Raw genomic sequence first — 15,381 nt, 5'->3', positions numbered from 1 at the left:
TAAAGAGGGATAAACATGGAAATCAACGTGAAGGCTTTTCAGGAAGCCATTGAAGCGGAAAACTTCGAGCAGACCAATTATCCGATCACTGAGGCAGCAGCGACGGCCGATATCGAAAAGGCCCTGGCGCCGGTGTTTAACGACGTGGACCAGGCGCTTTCAACCGGTAAGCTCATTTCGGCGCAGCTGACGATCGCAGGAGATGAACCCACCTATGTTCGAATCGAAACGGGCATCATCAACCTGCCGTTTGAGGACAGCAAGAAGGTCACCAACTTCCTCGATGCGGACAAAGAAACGCCAATCGACCTCAACCTGATTGTGGTGTCACCATACGTCAACGCGTCTGGCCTGCGCATCGATGAGATCGCGACGGCGGACGCCTATCTCGCCGACAAGCGGGCCAACATGGCGGCGGTCGCGGCCGAGGTCCACGAAAAGCTGGCCGTCATCAAGACGACCCGTGAGGCGCCAAAGCCAATCGTCAAGGAAGCCCCAGCGAGCCGCGCCAAGACCACCCGCAAAACCAGCACGCGGCGCACGGCGGCCAAGAAGCCGGCGACCCGCAAGCGCACGACGCGCAAGCCTGCGGCCAAAAAGCGCAGCACGACTAGCCGCAAAAAGGAGGACTAGCCGATGGTGGGTCAGGCACTTCTGCTCGCCGGTGTTGGCCTGATGGCCGGTATTCTGGGCGCCTTACTGGGGCTGGGCGGCGGCATCATCATCACGCCGGTGTTGACGTTGATGATGGGCCTGCCGATCCAGTACGCGATCGCCGCCAGCATTGTGGCGGTCATCGCTACCTCCAGCGGTGCGACCATCGCGTACCTCAAGGACGACATGCTGAACCTACGCGTCGCGATGTTTCTGGAAATTGCGACCACGGTCGGTGCGGTGCTCGGCGCGATTTTGACCGGGCTGTTCAACGCCAACATCCTGTACTTCCTGTTCGGGGCGCTGCTGCTGTTTTCGGTTTACAACATGATCCGCAAGATGCTGATGAAGCCGGAAAACATCAAGGCGCCGGTGCCGGACAAGGCGGCCGAGAAATTGAATCTGAACGGCGAGTACTTCGACAAAAGCACCGGTCAACGCGTCGAGTACCAGGTCACGAATGTCCCAGGCGGGTTTGCCATGATGTTTGGTGCCGGGCTGGCATCTGGACTGCTCGGCATCGGGTCTGGGGCGTTCAAGGTTCTGGCGATGGACACCATCATGAAAATGCCGCTGAAGCCATCGACTGCCACATCGAATCTAATGATGGGGGTCACCGCTGCCGCCAGTGCGACCGTGTACTTTTTCAACGGCTCGCTGCAGCCGCAAATTGCCGCGCCGCTGGCGATTGGCATCCTGATTGGCGCGACGCTGGGCACGCGGCTGATGCAGATTATGCCGACCAAGGTGCTGCGCTGGATCTTCATTCCGGTGATTGGCTACATGGGCCTGCAGATGCTGCTTAAAGGATTCGGGGTGAACATCGGATGAACCAGAAAATCGAAACCGAAACCAAGGACATTGAGTTGATCATCGGCAAGATCCTGCGCATCGGCGTGATCGTCGCCGCGACCGTGATTGGAATCGGCCTTCTGATGTTCCTGATTGAAGGCACGGGTGGTTATCCGGCCGGCGCCCACCCGAGCCGCCCGGCGGCCATCCTGCAAGGGGTGATCGCGCTGAAGCCATACGCGGTGCTGATGCTGGGGCTGTTTCTGTTGATCCTGACCCCGGTCCTGCGGGTCGTCGTCTCCATTTACGCCTTCATCAAGGAAAAAGACCGCCTGTACACCTGGATCACCACGGTGGTGCTGGTCATCCTGATCGGTGCGATGGTCATTGGGTACTTGGGCTAGGCTGTGACAGCAAGCGGGCTTAGCCCAAAACACAAGCACCTCTGCGTCGCGATTTAGTTCTTGAAATCGTGGCGCAGAGGTGTTTGTGGGTCTGGGCGTTGCTTGATGGCACGCAACTAAGAGGTGTCGTTGTCCCGCTTATTTTGCATGACACGAGGGCTTGACCGCCGCCCGGACAGGCGTATGATTATTCACATAACATGATTTACTGTGAAAATTCATCACGTGAGGAGCCGCCATGTCCAACTTCAGTTACCAAGTTTTTCGCGCCGTGGTCACGGAGAAAACCTTTATCCGCGCCGCCGCGGCGCTTAACGTCACCCCCAGCGCGATCAGCCACAGCGTCTCGCAGCTGGAAACCGCCCTTGGCTTTCCACTGTTCATTCGCAATCGCACCGGCGTTGAGCTGACCCCAGACGGCCGGCAGGTGCTGCCCACGGTGCAGGCCATCTTGAACCTTGAGGATCAGCTCACCCAGATCGCAGATAACATCAACGGCCAAAACACTGGCCGCGTGCGGCTGGGGGCTTTTTCCTCAGTGTCGACCAACTGGCTGCCACCGGTGATTCGCCAATTCAAGGCCGAAACGCCGAAGGTTGACGTGTCGGTGATGCAAGGCGGCTTCAACGAAATCGGCGAGCAGGTGCGCACCGGCACGCTCGACATCGGCTTTTCGCTGCTGCCGGTGGAGTCGTCGCTGGTGGTCGTGCCGCTGCTCAAGGACCCGATCTATTGCATCACGCCGCGCGACTTCACCCCGAAAAACGGCAAGACAATGACCGATGCCGACATGAACAAGCAGACCTTCATCCTGCAGCAAGGCGACTACGATCGCGACACCAAGGCCGCCCTGGACCGCTATCAGGTGTCGACCAACTCGCTGAATTACTCAATCGATGATCAGTCGATTCTCTCGATGGTTGAGGCGGGACTGGGCTTTGGCGTGCTGCCCAAGCTGGCCTTGCAGAAGCTGACCGGCGACGTTAATGTTTGGCCGTTTTCCGAGCCCTTCGCCCGGACTTTGTGTCTCGTCACGAATCCAACTACGCAAAAATCACCGTCAGTGGAGCACATGCTGACGGTGATCGCGCAGTTCGTTCAAAAGACGTATCCCGATAACTTAATGCCCGCGAGCCGGTAGCTTGTCCATGGCGGCGTTGAGCGCCGCGTCGACCTCGTTATTGTGCTGATTGTTCGCGTGGCCCTTGACCTTGTGAAACACCGGCGGTTCGGCGAAGCGGTCGACCTGCGCCAACAGCGCCTGCCACAATGCCTTGTTGATGACTGGCTTGCCTTTTTTCTGCCAGCCGTTTTGCTGCCACTTGACCCACCAGCGCTCGTTCATCGTGTTGATGACATAGGCGGAGTCGGAATAGACATCGACCTGGTAGCTCGGCTTGGTGATCGCCTTGAGGCCTTCGATGACCGCGGTGATCTCCATGTAGTTGTTGGTGCGACCGTAATCCGCGCCGGAAAGCATTTTCTTATGCGCCCCGTAAATCAGCAGCGCGGCCCACGCACTTTTGTCCGTCGGGCGCACGGAGCCACCCTTCACGTTGCCCGTGTTGCGGTTGCCGCCGTCTGTGTACAGTTGAATGTTGATGTCTGCCACCTCCAGCAATCATTATACGTGCTGGGGGGCTTCAAGCAAGAAGGAGAACCCATTGACCAATCCCAAAAGCATTTACTTTGCCGCCGGCTGGTTCACACCGGCGCAAAAACAAGCCTACGATCAAGCCTTAGCCGCCATGAACCAAAATCCGAGCCTGGCAGCCGATCAGTCATACGTGCCGCTGGCGCACCCGTACAAAAACTTGGATGTCGGCCAGCACCCTGAGTACCTGAAGGACCCGGAGTGGGCCACGGCCACCTACAAAGGCGACTTGCTGGGCATCAAGCAAACCGACCTCGTGGCGGCTGTGTATCTGCCCAAGGCGGAAGACGTCGGCTGCGGCGTGGAGATCGGGTACGCGCACGCGCTTGGCAAGCCGGTGGTGCTCATCATTCCCGACGCGCAATTTGGCGAACCCATCAATCTGATGGCCTGGGGCGCCGCCGATGTCGTGATGCGGCTGTCCGAGATGGCCACTTACGACTTCTCCAGCCTGACCGCCAATTTCTATCCCGGCGCCGTGTACTGATCCGAACCAAGAGTAGGAGGAACGCTTATGAACCAAAAACTGATTGCTTTAGACCTGGATGGCACGACCCTGAACCAGGACAGCCAGCTGAGTGTAGAAACCATTAAGACGCTGCGCGCGGCCACCGCTGCCGGCCACCTGGTGGTCATCACCACCGGCCGGCCGGATTCGATTACCGAGAATTTTTACGATCAAATCGGCCTGACCGGGCCCATGATCAATTTTAACGGCGGCTTGATTCAAAAGCCGCACCAGCAGTGGGACCGCGAGCTACAGGCAACCATTCCGATCGACACGGCGCTGCAGCTGCTGGACCTGCGCCAGGATTTTGACATTCGCGTGATGGTGGCGGAAGGCAAGCAGTTGCTGCGCGCAGACCACCCGTACACCAACATTCCCTTTCTGCCGGACCTGCCGCACCCGGCTCACCTGTTTGATCAGGCCGGCCTGACCCAGGCCCCAATCTCGGTGACCCTGTTTGTCGATGGCGACCTGCTGGCGCCGCTGACTACCGCCGTCCACCAGCGCTTCCCGCAGCTGGTCGCCAAGACCTGGGGCGCGTGGAGCGGTGAGCACACGGCACTTGAGATCACGACGGCGCACGCCTCCAAGTCGCGCGCCGTGGCTTACGTCGCCGGCGCATACGGCATCGCGCAACCGGATATTCTTGCGTTCGGGGATGACCTCAACGACCTGGACATGATCGAATACGCCGGAGTCGGCGTGGCCATGCAAAATGCCCGCCAGGAGGTCCTGGCCGCGGCCAACGCGGTCACCCCGGCTGACAATGCGCATGACGGGGTCGCCCGCTTTTTGCAGTCGTACCTTCACCTTGCCGCTTAAGGAGGAGCCATGGCCTCACATCAACTGACGAAACGGGAACAACTAGTGATCGGCTCGATGCTGTTCGGGCTCTTTTTTGGCGCCGGCAATCTGATATTTCCGGTGTTTGTCGGTCAACAGGCTGGCAGCCACCTGGGGCCAGCACTGCTGGGCTTTTTGCTGTCCGGCGTCGGTCTGCCGCTGCTCGGGGTGGCGGCGATCGGCATCACCAAAACCGATGGCGTGTACGAGCTGGCCAAGCAGGTGAACCGGCATTACGCCTTTTGGTTCACGCTGGTGCTGTATCTCTGCATTGGACCGGCGTTCGCACTGCCGCGCCTGGCCCCGATTTCCTACGAGATCGGATTGGCCGATGTGGTCGGCCGCGGCCATCAGACCTTGGGGATGTTGGTGTACTCGGTGCTGTTCTTCGGGCTGGCGTGGTGGTTTGCCCGGCGGCCAAGCAAAATCATGGATTATGTCGGGAAAATTTTGACGCCGGCATTTCTGATCGTGCTGGGTATTTTGCTGGTGGCCGTGGTGGTTCATCCGCTGGGTCAAGGCGGCGCCCCTGCTGGGGTCTACCGCAGCCAGCCGCTGCTCACTGGCTTCACCGCCGGGTATTCGACCATGGACGCGCTGGCCGCCTTGGCTTTTGGCATCATCGTCGTCGATGCGCTCAAGGACCTGGGCGTCACCAAACCCACGGCCATTGCCGGCAACACGATCAAGGCCGGGGCGCTGGCGGTCGTTTTGATGGGGCTGTTGTACGCGCTCTTGGCGCTTTTGGGTCGCAATTCGCTGGGCGTCTTCGCCCGGGCCAGCAACGGCGGGCCGATTCTGGCAAATGTCGCGCGGGCCTACTTTGGGCCGGTGGGGGCGATGCTGCTGGCGGCGATCGTGATCTTGGCCTGCCTAAAAACGGCGATCGGGTTGATCTCCGCGTTCGGCGATGCCTTGCACGAGCTGTTTCCTAAAATTTCCTACTTCACCTTGATCAGCTTAGCCTCAGGTGCCGCGCTGCTGTTTGCCAACTTTGGGCTCGACGCCATTCTCAGCGTGGCTACCCCGGTGATGTACTTCCTGTACCCGCTGGCGATCACGCTGATTTTGCTCAGCCTGCTGACGCCGTGGCTGGGCCACGCACGCGCCCTGTTTGGCACGGTGACGCTGTTCACCCTGGTGCCGGCGCTGTTCGATGGCCTCAACGCGCTGCCCGCTGGCCTGCACCATGGCTGGATCGCCCAGTTGCTGCGGCTCGGCCACTTTTTGCCGGGGTTTGCTTACGGCCTCGGTTGGGTCGTGCCGGCCGTCCTGGGCCTGGTGGTCGGCACCGTGCTGGAGCGCGGCTTGCGGCATCAAAAAAACGCCTGATTTCAGGCGCTAAGGCATTTACTTTTTGGCGTTCCGGGCCGGCTGGTCTTCCGGTTCTGGCTCGGGATCAGGATGGCCGCCGCCGAGGTTTTTGGTGACGGCTTTGAAGTTGATGACAATTTTGAAGTTGAGTTCGGCGGCGTTTTGCTTGTCGCTGGGATCATAGTCGGTGATGTTGAGCAGTGCCGAGTTTTCGTATTTTTTCTGCACGGTGCCAGTGAAGACGTGCGCCATATCTTCCTTGACTTTGGCCCTCACGGTATCGCCGAGCAGGATTTCTTCTCTCTTCATGACGATCAGTTCCTTTCGCTCTATTCCTTAACGGATAGGAAGGATACTAACGCATCACTAGGGCTAAAGCAATAGATATTGCTTAACTTTTTTCGAACCAGAATGATTTGCCAAAAAGCCTGCAGAAGGCTTATCGTATAGAGGAAAGAAAACGAGAAGGGATGACGATTTTTGGCTGAGACCACACTTTTGTTCAAAGATCTGAGCGATGCCGCAAAACACACGGCAATCTCGGATTTTGCCACGTTCTACATTGATCAGTACCAACACGAGGGGCTAGACGCTTTGGCGCAGATCGACTTGACCGGGCACATTGCCGATATTAACCAGTGGCTGCTGGTCAACGACTCATTTCTGCCGGACGAGCTGCATGATGGCTTGGTTCGTGACCGCAGCGACAACTTTGCCGCCTTGCTGACGACCGTGAAGGCGAAGTTTAACGCCAACGGGAAGCCCGCAGAGCCATGGTCGGAATGGTACGACAAGACGATTGCAAAGGCCCCGCAAGGTCGTTAATCCATTGCAGCAGTGAGTGATCACTGCTTTTTTGATGCGCGGGGTTCCTGTATAATAACCTGATATTCTTTGGGAGGCGAGGGCATGACCCCGTATTTGATCGTATCCGACGTCGACGGCACCTTGGCCATCGACAACACCACCATCACCGCGCGCACCAGCGCGGTGATCAATCAGCTGCTGGACCGCGGCCACCAGTTCTACCTGGCCACCGGGCGCATGCACGCGCTGGCCGAAAACATGGCCAAGCAAATCGGACCGCGGGCCGAGATCATCGCCTCTAACGGTGCCTCCTACGACGCCCCAGGCGGTCGGGTCCACCATCTGCTGGGAGCCAAAGCCTTGGCCGCTATTGAGGCCGCCACGACCAAGCACGGACTGACCGGTGTGTACTATACGGACGATGCTGTGTACTATGTCAGCGACCCGGATCCCGTGCTGAAGCAGTACATGTATTCTTTTGCGCCCAAAGATCTGGCCATGGCGGTCACACAGCTGCCTGACGTTTCTGCACTGGTGCAGCACGCCGGCGAAATCATCAACGGCAATGTGTTTTCCCTGCACGACCATGGCGAGCTGGCCGCGGTCCGAGCCGAACTCGCCCAACAAGACCTGCTGCACCTGTCGGCCAGTTTCACCAACAACATCGAGCTGATTCCCAAACACGTCGACAAGGCCAACGCGGTCGCCGAATTGCAGGCAAAGCTCGCCATTCCGGCAGATCACACCATTGCGTTTGGCGACGGGCAAAATGACATCGGGATGCTGCAAAGCGCCGGCATCTCGGTTGCGATGGGAAACGCGGTGCCGGCCGTCAAGGCGGCCGCCAAGTACGAAACCGGCCCCAACACTGAGGACGGTCTGGCCAATTTTTTGGCTGATTACTTCAAGCTATGAGCGCCGCACCCAGCGGCGCTTTTCTTATGCTTTTGGCCGGCTTCGTGGTACCGTTAAGGCAAACTAAAGGAGAGTGATCACATGTATCACGCAGACGAAAATCGTTACGCGAACGTGCCAGTGCGTCATGCCGGGAAAAGCGGCCTGATGCTGCCGGCGATCTCGCTGGGGCTCTGGCAGCACTTCGGCTCGGCGGACCCACTCGCAGCGCGGCGGGAGGTCATCCTGGCCGCCTTTGACCGCGGCGTGTTCCATTTTGATGTGGCCAACCACTACGGCGACGGGGACTTTGGCTCCAGCGAAAGCTTACTGGGCCAGATCCTCGGCAGTGAGCTGAAACCGTATCGCGACGAGTTGGTAATTTCCACCAAAGTCGGCTACGAGATTCATCCCGGCCCATACGGCACGGGCACCTCGCGCAAGGCGGTGCTGCAAGGCATCGACGACTCGCTTGAGCGCCTGCAGTTAGATTACGTCGATTTATTTTACGCGCACCGCTTCGACGACACCGTGGATGTGGCCGAAACCGTGCGGGCGCTGGATGACGTCGTGCGGCAGGGCAAGGCGCTGTACATCGGGGTCTCGAACTATGACACGCCGCAGGCTAAGCGTGCAATCCGCTTGTTCCAGGACTTGGGCACGCCGTTTGTGGTCGACCAGATGAGCTACAACATGTTCAACCGCAGTGTCGAAACCACCGGCCTGCTGGACGTGCTGCGCGATGCCGGGGCAGGGCTGGTTGCTTATGGGCCACTGTCCGAGGGCCTTCTTTCCGATCGGTACCTGACAGGGATCCCGGAGACGTTCAAGATCCACCCCACCAACAAAGCGACCTTTGCCGCCGGCCGCGCTTCGGTGGTCACCAAGCTTAATGCCTTGAACGACCTGGCCTCGGGCCGCGGCCAAACCCTGGCGCAAATGGCGCTGGCCTGGCTGCTGCGGGATCCGGTTGTCACGAGCGTGATCATTGGTACGACTAGCGTGGCACACCTCGAGGATAACCTGAAAGCTTGTTCACACCTTGACTTTACGACGGATGAGTTGGCGACAATCGATAAGATCATTAGCTGACAGATAAGATTCACTAGGTTAACAATCGGCCTGTATTCCTGTTAAATCAGGGATGCAGGCCTTTTTGTATTGTGTATTTAAATATTCCGAACGTTTTAATTTCCTTGTGCAATATTCATCATGCTAGCATTTAATTAGACGAATCGTTATCTGATTCATAAGCTATGGGGAATGATAATCGTGTTGATTACGTTATTGGACGATAGCTAGCACTGACCGAGACGTCATGACGTTCAATCGAAGGGGGAACCACATGAAAAAGAATCTCATGCATGGCCTCATGGTACTGGTGTTGTTACTGACGCAGGTGGCCAGCCTGGCCGGAGTGCCGGTGAACGCGATCGGGACCCCAGAAGAGCAGGTCATCCTTGATGAGGCCGGCGAGAAGGTGACGGTTCGCGGCGAAGAAACCGGGGATGAGATCACTTGGACCGTTAATTACAGCCGGGCATCATCCCCTGCGCCGCGCGCTTTCAAGCTTCGGGTCAGCACCGACCAAGAGGCCGCAAACCAGCTGGCGCCAGAGGCTGAAGAACACTTCCAAGCAACGCAGGCCACCGTGCCTGCTGATCGATGGTTCATTGAAGAGGCATACAGCCGGACGGCCAAAGGCACACTGAAATATACGACCAAGAAGGCCGTCCGGAAGATTTTTGTGGCCGTTCAGGTCAATCAGAAAGGAACTTCTGCGGCTACGGCAAGCAGTGCTGAAGTCCCGGTTCACACCACCGGCGATGAAGGTGATGCCGATGCCGACCCGGATGCGGTTCAACCCGACGTATTAACCGCGGAACAGGCCGGCCCGCACGAGATCACGCTGCCTGAGGCTGAAGCACCAGCGCCGCCGACTGAAGATGTCGCCGAAGTGCAGGAGGCAACTGCCGGCGATGCGAAAGAAATCGGCGGCATCACCGAACCCGGTGGCGGTGACGATTTACAGGCCGTCAATCTGATGCTCAGCGCCACCACCAAAGCCCAGCCGTTCAAAATTGCCGCAATCTACCAGGGCAACGAAGTGGGCGCTGATCACCAAGATATCAAGATTTACGAAAAAGGTGTGGACGGCTCAGTCGAGCGGGATAAATACGGCGATCAAAGTGCAATGGAAAATAAGGTTTCCACGGAGTATACGAACGGCACCTCTTCCGCAGTGATTTTTCCGCGCAACTTGGTAAATAGCGATTCACTAGCTATCCAGGTTTATTACGGCAGTGTCGGCCATGTTCTTGACGCGGCGCCTAATCCGGTCGAGGTCGGGGCCTATGTGACCGTGACCAACATTAAGCGCCGGGAAAACACGCTCGAATGGGGGCCTAATCACGATATTGGGATCGACTTTTCGAGTAATTTTTACTCAGGAATGTCGATCACAAATATCTTCAGCTTTGACTGGCAAGTCCAGTTCTTCCAAGCTGATGATCCTAGTCATCTGGTGAATTTCTCAACGGTGCCAAACTCTGACGGCAGCCCGCAACTCACTTTCACTTCTCTGAACCCAGGTGAATTCGCGGGCTCCAAGGATGGCCTCACCGCCAATATGGTCAAGCCCGAGTGGGTCAAGAATACGGCCTTTTGGGCCGACCAACTTGGACCAGAAAATGATAAGGATAAGGTCAACGAGTTTCGAACCAGCAATTCCTGGGTGGAAGCCGGTAGTGATGAAGCAGAAGGCGCGGATGCCCTTGGCTACACTGCCCGTTACTGGGGCAACTGGGACACGCCACGCGACCTAGAAGAGGACGAATGGGGCGATGCGCTTGATGGTGATCGGTTCGAGGAAGGGGCCGTGGCCTTCAATTTAGCGGGCAACACCTTCACTTTTGTTCGCGGGACCGGTTCTCAGGCGGGATCCACCTGGCTGGCCAACGCGAGTGGCGATATCAAGCTCTATAATCCCGACGTCGCGGTGAACAAGAGCGTCACCACCGACCCTAACGCTGGCGGTGGCACCAAAGAGGATATCGCGGCTGCCGGAGAGATATACACGGACAACCAGATGGCCGAAAAAAACGTCAACGATTATTACGTCGACCCACAAACCGGCGAGAACAGTGCCGGCGGCCAACAGTTGTACTACTACCTCAATCAGGAGCTATACAGCCAGGCCGGCGATTTTATTGTGCGGCCAGACACCATTGTCATCACTGACGAGCTACCGGCAGGGGTGAAGCTCTCCCAGAAGAATGACGTACCCGCGGTGAGCTTGTTCGGCGATCGCAATGTCAGCCGAGAGTCCCGCCCCATTGCCCTGGCCAAAGAACAGATCACTGAAAGCATTAAAGATGGCCGGACCACTGTGACAGTGACGCTCAACTCTGACCAGATTTCGAAAATGCTTTTCACCAACGGCTTCTTCAGCATCCGCTTGGCCATCGAGCCCACCACTGCTGAAGCAGAGCTGCCAGAGAATCTGCCAGAGGGCAAATTTTGGATGGAAAACACGGCCACTTCCAAGTGGTACATGAAGGGCCGAGAAGAGCCAGTCTATGACCAAGAAACGAACATGGTGCGGATCTATCAGGACAAACGCAAAACTGACGTCAGCTTCACCAAGGTCGGTGAGATAAGCCAAGTCTTGGCAGGCGCCCAGTTCGCCCTGTATACGGGGGAGACCCAGCTGTATAAATCCAATGTCACGGACAAAGATGGCCGGGTGACCTTCACTAACGTACGACCAGGGAGTTACCAGATGAAGGAGATCGCGACGCCAACCGGCCACAGCGGACTGCCTGCAGAAGGTATCCTGGTCACCATCACCGCCGATGGCAAAATCACTTGGGACAGCAAATACGGCGAGACAGGTAAGCTAAAAAACAGTCTTAAGCCGTTCCAGCTTGACCTGACCAAGCGAGGCGAACCGAATGACTTGCTTGATGGCGCGATCTTTAAAATCACCGGTTCAAATGATGTGAATCAAATGGCCACGACTGAAGGTGGTAAGCTCACTTTCACTGGCTTAAAGGCTGGCGAATATACGCTTGAAGAAGTTCAGGCGCCAACTGGCTACCAGGCGCTTGAGGGCCAGTTCAAATTGACCATTATGGCAGAAGGCGATGTAAAACTGACCTACACGGGCAAAGATGTCAGCCTAGGGGATGGATACACCTTCGACGCCGAACTAACGCAAGCCAGCCTGAGCTATAACCAGATCACCATGTCCGTCGACAACGAACCGCTGGATCCGGTGCTGCCGGCAACTGGTGGTCCAGGGACCGGACTGTTCGTGATGATTGCTGGCCTGCTAGTGATGCTGGCGTTTGGCCTTTGGTTTTTCTTCCGCCACACCCGCGAAATGGAGGTGCGCTAACATGTTCAAGAAACTTTTGATGGTTGCCGCCGCGGCCGCTTTGGCAATTCCATTTCTGAAGGGCCAGGCGGTGGAAGCGGCAAGCGCCACGCTTGCCGACCAAACCGAGATCGTCATTCACAAGCGCATCAACCGAGACGTCCGCGCCACTTCCAAGCCGGATCACCAGTGGGGGAACTTTAGCTGGCAGTACAACAACACCGGCGAAATTCTCGACACCATTCAAACCGACAACACCTTTGGGTTAAATGGCGCCACTTTCGAAGTGTTCGACGCGACCGCGGCTTACACCGAATCCAAAGAGCAAAATGAGTCGGTCAAGGACTTTGTTGACGGTTGGGCGGCCAAGCCGCGAAAGGACGCGCTGGAAGAAGCACGGCAGGACTTTAACCGTGTCGGCACAGGAAAGACTGCGACAGTCGGCGCGGAAGACGGGATCGTGAAGTTCACGCTGCCGACTCGTAGCGGCAACAGTTACGCCGCCTACCTGATCATCGAAACCAGCGTGGATTCCGGGACTGAGTTGAACGTGGACTTGACCCGCAAAGCCGCGCCACTGATGGTGGTCCTGCCGCAGCGCAACTCAGCCAATGAGTACCTGAACACGATTCACATCTACTCCAAAAACATCGGCTACGTGCGCGACCCTTACTTTTTCAAGTTTGGGCGCACAGCCACGGATCAGGATGTCCGGCTTGAAGGCGCGGTATTCGCGCTGTACCGGATGATCGACGGTCGAAAAGAATACCTGAGTATGACGGATGTGAGTGATCTGAAAAACGAGTGGATCACGTCCGCCAGTCCGCTGAACGACGAGCGCGTGAACAAGTTCATTTCTGACAAGGATGGTTTGGTCAACACCGGCGAGCGGTTCCTGCCCAGTGGCACCTACTACTTCGAGGAACTGCGCTCGGTGCCCGGCTACGTCAACAATCTCGGTGATTCGGGCGTGAAGGTAGAGATCCCGTCGACCTGGGAAAAAGAAAACGGGGACTTCAACCCGGTGCTGGTAAATGGCGAACCAATGGATGAAACCGAGTCCGGCGTTGTGCTGCAGCCAACAATTGAAAAAGGTCGGCCGCGGGTCTACAACGACCGGGCACCAGAGGAAGCCAAGCCAGTGAGTCCAGCGGCACCAATCAAGCCCGGCGGCCAATCCAACGGTCGCCTGCCGCAAACCGGCAACATTGTCAGCATGATGATGATCATCGCTGGCCTGATCTTGATGTTTTTCGCTTGGCGGACACTGCGCCGCCGTCAGACTAACTAATAAGGGGAACGAAACCATGACAAAAGCAACTAAACTGACCCGTTTCACCATGGCAGGCATGATGGTCTGCTCAATGGCTTTGACTACATTGACTTCTGTGAGTGCGGTGGCGCCGACGATTACCTCGGCAGCAACGACTAAAACAGGCGAAAACATGTCAAATACGCTGCCTGAGACAGTGAAGTTAAAGGTCCATAAACTTAAATTTCTAAACGCGGATTCGACACCAAAGCCAAATACAGGGGCAGAGCTCGAATTCGATAAGGCAACCCCGTTAAAGGACGTCACTTTCAACATTTACAATATCCGCGCCCTCGTTGATGCTCAGGTTGCCGAGTTGCGAAAGGGTGATGCACAGCTTACTGAGAAGGAAGCAATCGAACAGGCAGTTAAGATTATTTCGCAGGACTGGTCGACTAATAAGACAACCTGGACCGCGGCAGGCGGTGGTGCAGTATCAAAAGGCACTGCTATAACTGGCGAAGATGGCATCGCCGTTTTTGACGACGTGGCGACCAAGACTGGCTCCAAGTATGACATTTACCTGATTGAAGAAGTTGCTGGTGGTCCAGACAGTGCAAACGGCAACATGTTCATCTCACTCCCCATCATTGCTGGTTTCCCGATTAAAAACGCTGAAGGTAAATTCTATAAAGAGGTAAACCTGTACGCAAAAAATAGCGCTGTGACAAAGGAAATCGATAACCTGAAAGAAGGGGTAAGTGGAGACGGAAAGTCGTATAGCTATGAAGTGGGCGAGGATATTCGCTATAACGCCAGTGTCAACATTCCGGGCAATATCGCGGAGAAGCGAGCAGATAACTCATACTTGTTCAAAGGGCTGACCATCACCGATACTATGTCCACTACTGGGACCACGTTCAAGAGCCTGGACTCAATTATGGTTGATGGGAAGGACGTCAAAAACGAGTTTGATGCGGCGATGAACTACACCCCGATCGTAGGGAATGCGACGGACAAGGCAGGCTTCACCTACTCCGTGGACTTCAGCAACCCTAAAGATGCGACCGCACTGGAAACGCTGCTGAAGACCATTGCTGGAAAGCACGTTCAGTTCAATTACACCGTAACCTTGAATGAATTTGCAGTCCCAACGGCAGATATTGGGAACGACTTCCGCATTACACTTGGCGATGAGACGCTGATCGCAACGGCGCCTACCGTAGAGTATGGGGGCTTTAGGTTCACGAAGGTCGACTCTAACGACACGAACCATGAGCTATCAGGCGCGACCTTTAGGATTTCTCAAATGATTGACGGAAAGATTAAGTATGCAGAATTTGATAAGGCGCCAACTTTGACCAACGCTGATGGTGTATACAAAGCCAACAATATTGAATGGACAGACGAAGGAACAATTTTCGCGACGGGTAGTTCTGCGGGCAATGTTGGTAATCTTGAATTTCATGGTCTGCAGTCTGGCGCATACAAACTTCATGAAGAGACTGCACCAACCGGTTATGTAAAATCTGATACCCCGATTAACTTCACCATTGTCGCCGGGCACGAGGGCACCATTACGATAGGTGAAAACGGGGTTCTTTATGACAAAGTTCTAAACACCCCAGACGATGGTGTCCTCCCAATCACTGGTTCCATGGGCATTGCGGCCTTCCTGATTGTCGGGACGGCGGCGATGGGTACCGCGGTGATGATCAAGAAGCGGCGCGCTTAATTTTTCCTGAAACGGAGCTGAGGCAAAATGGCCAAGAAGAAACGCAAAAAAGCGACTCTGTTCACTGATCCTGGATTATTCACCTCGGTATTTGGGACATGAAATCGCATCTGGCCGGTCTGAAAGCAACGTTTGGAGCGTTGCGA

15 protein-coding genes are annotated in these 15,381 nt (G+C 56.3%); 13 read left to right on the top strand and 2 right to left on the bottom strand.

What is annotated here, in order from left to right:
- Nucleotides 1-15: 15 nt before the first annotated feature.
- The 4 genes from EKM86_RS09880 (at nucleotide 16) to EKM86_RS09865 (ending at nucleotide 2,991) form a co-directional block, all read left to right on the top strand.
- Nucleotides 16-633, top strand: a complete 618-nt coding sequence (locus EKM86_RS09880; protein ID WP_125757512.1) for a hypothetical protein — start codon at nucleotides 16-18, stop codon at nucleotides 631-633.
- Nucleotides 634-639: 6 nt separating this feature from the next.
- A complete protein-coding gene (locus EKM86_RS09875) occupies nucleotides 640-1,485 on the top strand; it encodes a sulfite exporter TauE/SafE family protein (RefSeq protein WP_125757542.1) in 846 nt (281 codons plus the stop codon).
- Entirely contained in the window at nucleotides 1,482-1,850 is a 369-nt protein-coding gene (locus tag EKM86_RS09870; RefSeq protein WP_125757510.1) for a DUF1634 domain-containing protein, read from the top strand. Before EKM86_RS09875 ends, EKM86_RS09870 begins: the two co-directional genes overlap by 4 nt.
- A gap of 238 nt (nucleotides 1,851-2,088) precedes the next feature.
- Complete coding sequence (locus tag EKM86_RS09865) at nucleotides 2,089-2,991, top strand: LysR family transcriptional regulator (RefSeq protein WP_125757508.1); 903 nt, start codon at nucleotides 2,089-2,091, stop codon at nucleotides 2,989-2,991.
- On the opposite strand, the gene EKM86_RS09860 is transcribed toward EKM86_RS09865, so the two are convergent.
- Nucleotides 2,971-3,453: a ribonuclease H family protein gene (locus tag EKM86_RS09860; protein ID WP_379909467.1), complete on the bottom strand. Its 483-nt coding sequence runs from the start codon at nucleotides 3,451-3,453 to the stop codon at nucleotides 2,971-2,973. The genes EKM86_RS09865 and EKM86_RS09860 overlap by 21 nt on opposite strands.
- A gap of 61 nt (nucleotides 3,454-3,514) precedes the next feature.
- Here EKM86_RS09860 and EKM86_RS09855 point away from each other — a divergent pair, with 61 nt between their 5' ends.
- Genes EKM86_RS09855 through brnQ form a run of 3 tightly spaced genes read left to right on the top strand, consistent with a single transcriptional unit; the run spans nucleotide 3,515 to nucleotide 6,187 of the window.
- On the top strand, nucleotides 3,515-3,991 hold the full coding sequence (locus EKM86_RS09855; RefSeq protein WP_125757504.1) for a nucleoside 2-deoxyribosyltransferase: 477 nt from the start codon (nucleotides 3,515-3,517) through the stop codon (nucleotides 3,989-3,991).
- A 27-nt stretch (nucleotides 3,992-4,018) separates the two neighbouring features.
- Nucleotides 4,019-4,834, top strand: coding sequence for a Cof-type HAD-IIB family hydrolase (locus EKM86_RS09850; protein ID WP_125757502.1), 816 nt, complete (start codon nucleotides 4,019-4,021; stop codon nucleotides 4,832-4,834).
- Nucleotides 4,835-4,843: 9 nt separating this feature from the next.
- Nucleotides 4,844-6,187 carry a branched-chain amino acid transport system II carrier protein gene (brnQ, locus tag EKM86_RS09845; RefSeq protein ID WP_125757500.1) on the top strand — a complete coding sequence of 448 codons (1,344 nt, stop codon included), beginning with the start codon at nucleotides 4,844-4,846 and terminating at the stop codon, nucleotides 6,185-6,187.
- A gap of 18 nt (nucleotides 6,188-6,205) precedes the next feature.
- Here brnQ and EKM86_RS09840 read toward each other — a convergent pair whose 3' ends face one another.
- On the bottom strand, nucleotides 6,206-6,478 hold the full coding sequence (locus tag EKM86_RS09840) for a DUF2187 domain-containing protein (protein ID WP_125757498.1): 273 nt from the start codon (nucleotides 6,476-6,478) through the stop codon (nucleotides 6,206-6,208).
- 171 nt (nucleotides 6,479-6,649) lie between these two features.
- On the opposite strand from EKM86_RS09840, the gene EKM86_RS09835 reads away from it, so the two are divergent.
- The 6 genes from EKM86_RS09835 (at nucleotide 6,650) to EKM86_RS09810 (ending at nucleotide 15,235) form a co-directional block, all read left to right on the top strand.
- Nucleotides 6,650-6,994: a hypothetical protein gene (locus EKM86_RS09835; RefSeq protein ID WP_125757496.1), complete on the top strand. Its 345-nt coding sequence runs from the start codon at nucleotides 6,650-6,652 to the stop codon at nucleotides 6,992-6,994.
- Between the two features lie 84 nt (nucleotides 6,995-7,078).
- Nucleotides 7,079-7,891: an HAD family hydrolase gene (locus EKM86_RS09830; RefSeq protein ID WP_125757494.1), complete on the top strand. Its 813-nt coding sequence runs from the start codon at nucleotides 7,079-7,081 to the stop codon at nucleotides 7,889-7,891.
- 81 nt (nucleotides 7,892-7,972) lie between these two features.
- Nucleotides 7,973-8,962 (top strand): aldo/keto reductase, encoded by a 990-nt coding sequence (locus EKM86_RS09825; RefSeq protein ID WP_125757492.1) that lies wholly within the window; start codon nucleotides 7,973-7,975, stop codon nucleotides 8,960-8,962.
- A 253-nt stretch (nucleotides 8,963-9,215) separates the two neighbouring features.
- Nucleotides 9,216-12,269: an MSCRAMM family protein gene (locus EKM86_RS09820; RefSeq protein ID WP_125757490.1), complete on the top strand. Its 3,054-nt coding sequence runs from the start codon at nucleotides 9,216-9,218 to the stop codon at nucleotides 12,267-12,269.
- Nucleotide 12,270: 1 nt separating this feature from the next.
- Nucleotides 12,271-13,539, top strand: coding sequence for a pilin N-terminal domain-containing protein (locus EKM86_RS09815; protein ID WP_125757488.1), 1,269 nt, complete (start codon nucleotides 12,271-12,273; stop codon nucleotides 13,537-13,539).
- A gap of 16 nt (nucleotides 13,540-13,555) precedes the next feature.
- Nucleotides 13,556-15,235 (top strand): SpaH/EbpB family LPXTG-anchored major pilin, encoded by a 1,680-nt coding sequence (locus EKM86_RS09810; protein WP_125757486.1) that lies wholly within the window; start codon nucleotides 13,556-13,558, stop codon nucleotides 15,233-15,235.
- The last annotated feature ends 146 nt before the right edge of the window (nucleotides 15,236-15,381 follow it).

The organism is Lacticaseibacillus hegangensis (assembly GCF_003946465.1).
Classification (GTDB): Bacteria; Bacillota; Bacilli; order Lactobacillales; family Lactobacillaceae; genus Lacticaseibacillus; species Lacticaseibacillus hegangensis.
The sequence above is the reverse complement of the archived record's forward strand: the minus strand, read 5'-3'. Positions and strand labels throughout refer to the sequence as shown.

Bases quoted from the DNA above. Each gene is read 5' to 3' on its own strand.
- EKM86_RS09880 (WP_125757512.1), top strand. From the start codon at position 16: ATGGAAATCAACGTGAAGGCTTTTCAGGAAGCCATTGAAGCGGAAAAC.
- EKM86_RS09870 (WP_125757510.1), top strand. From the start codon at position 1,482: ATGAACCAGAAAATCGAAACCGAAACCAAGGACATTGAGTTGATCATC.
- EKM86_RS09865 (WP_125757508.1), top strand. From the start codon at position 2,089: ATGTCCAACTTCAGTTACCAAGTTTTTCGCGCCGTGGTCACGGAGAAA.
- EKM86_RS09850 (WP_125757502.1), top strand. From the start codon at position 4,019: ATGAACCAAAAACTGATTGCTTTAGACCTGGATGGCACGACCCTGAAC.
- brnQ (WP_125757500.1), top strand. From the start codon at position 4,844: ATGGCCTCACATCAACTGACGAAACGGGAACAACTAGTGATCGGCTCG.
- EKM86_RS09840 (WP_125757498.1), bottom strand. From the start codon at position 6,478: ATGAAGAGAGAAGAAATCCTGCTCGGCGATACCGTGAGGGCCAAAGTC.
- EKM86_RS09830 (WP_125757494.1), top strand. From the start codon at position 7,079: ATGACCCCGTATTTGATCGTATCCGACGTCGACGGCACCTTGGCCATC.
- EKM86_RS09825 (WP_125757492.1), top strand. From the start codon at position 7,973: ATGTATCACGCAGACGAAAATCGTTACGCGAACGTGCCAGTGCGTCAT.
- EKM86_RS09820 (WP_125757490.1), top strand. From the start codon at position 9,216: ATGAAAAAGAATCTCATGCATGGCCTCATGGTACTGGTGTTGTTACTG.
- EKM86_RS09815 (WP_125757488.1), top strand. From the start codon at position 12,271: ATGTTCAAGAAACTTTTGATGGTTGCCGCCGCGGCCGCTTTGGCAATT.
- EKM86_RS09810 (WP_125757486.1), top strand. From the start codon at position 13,556: ATGACAAAAGCAACTAAACTGACCCGTTTCACCATGGCAGGCATGATG.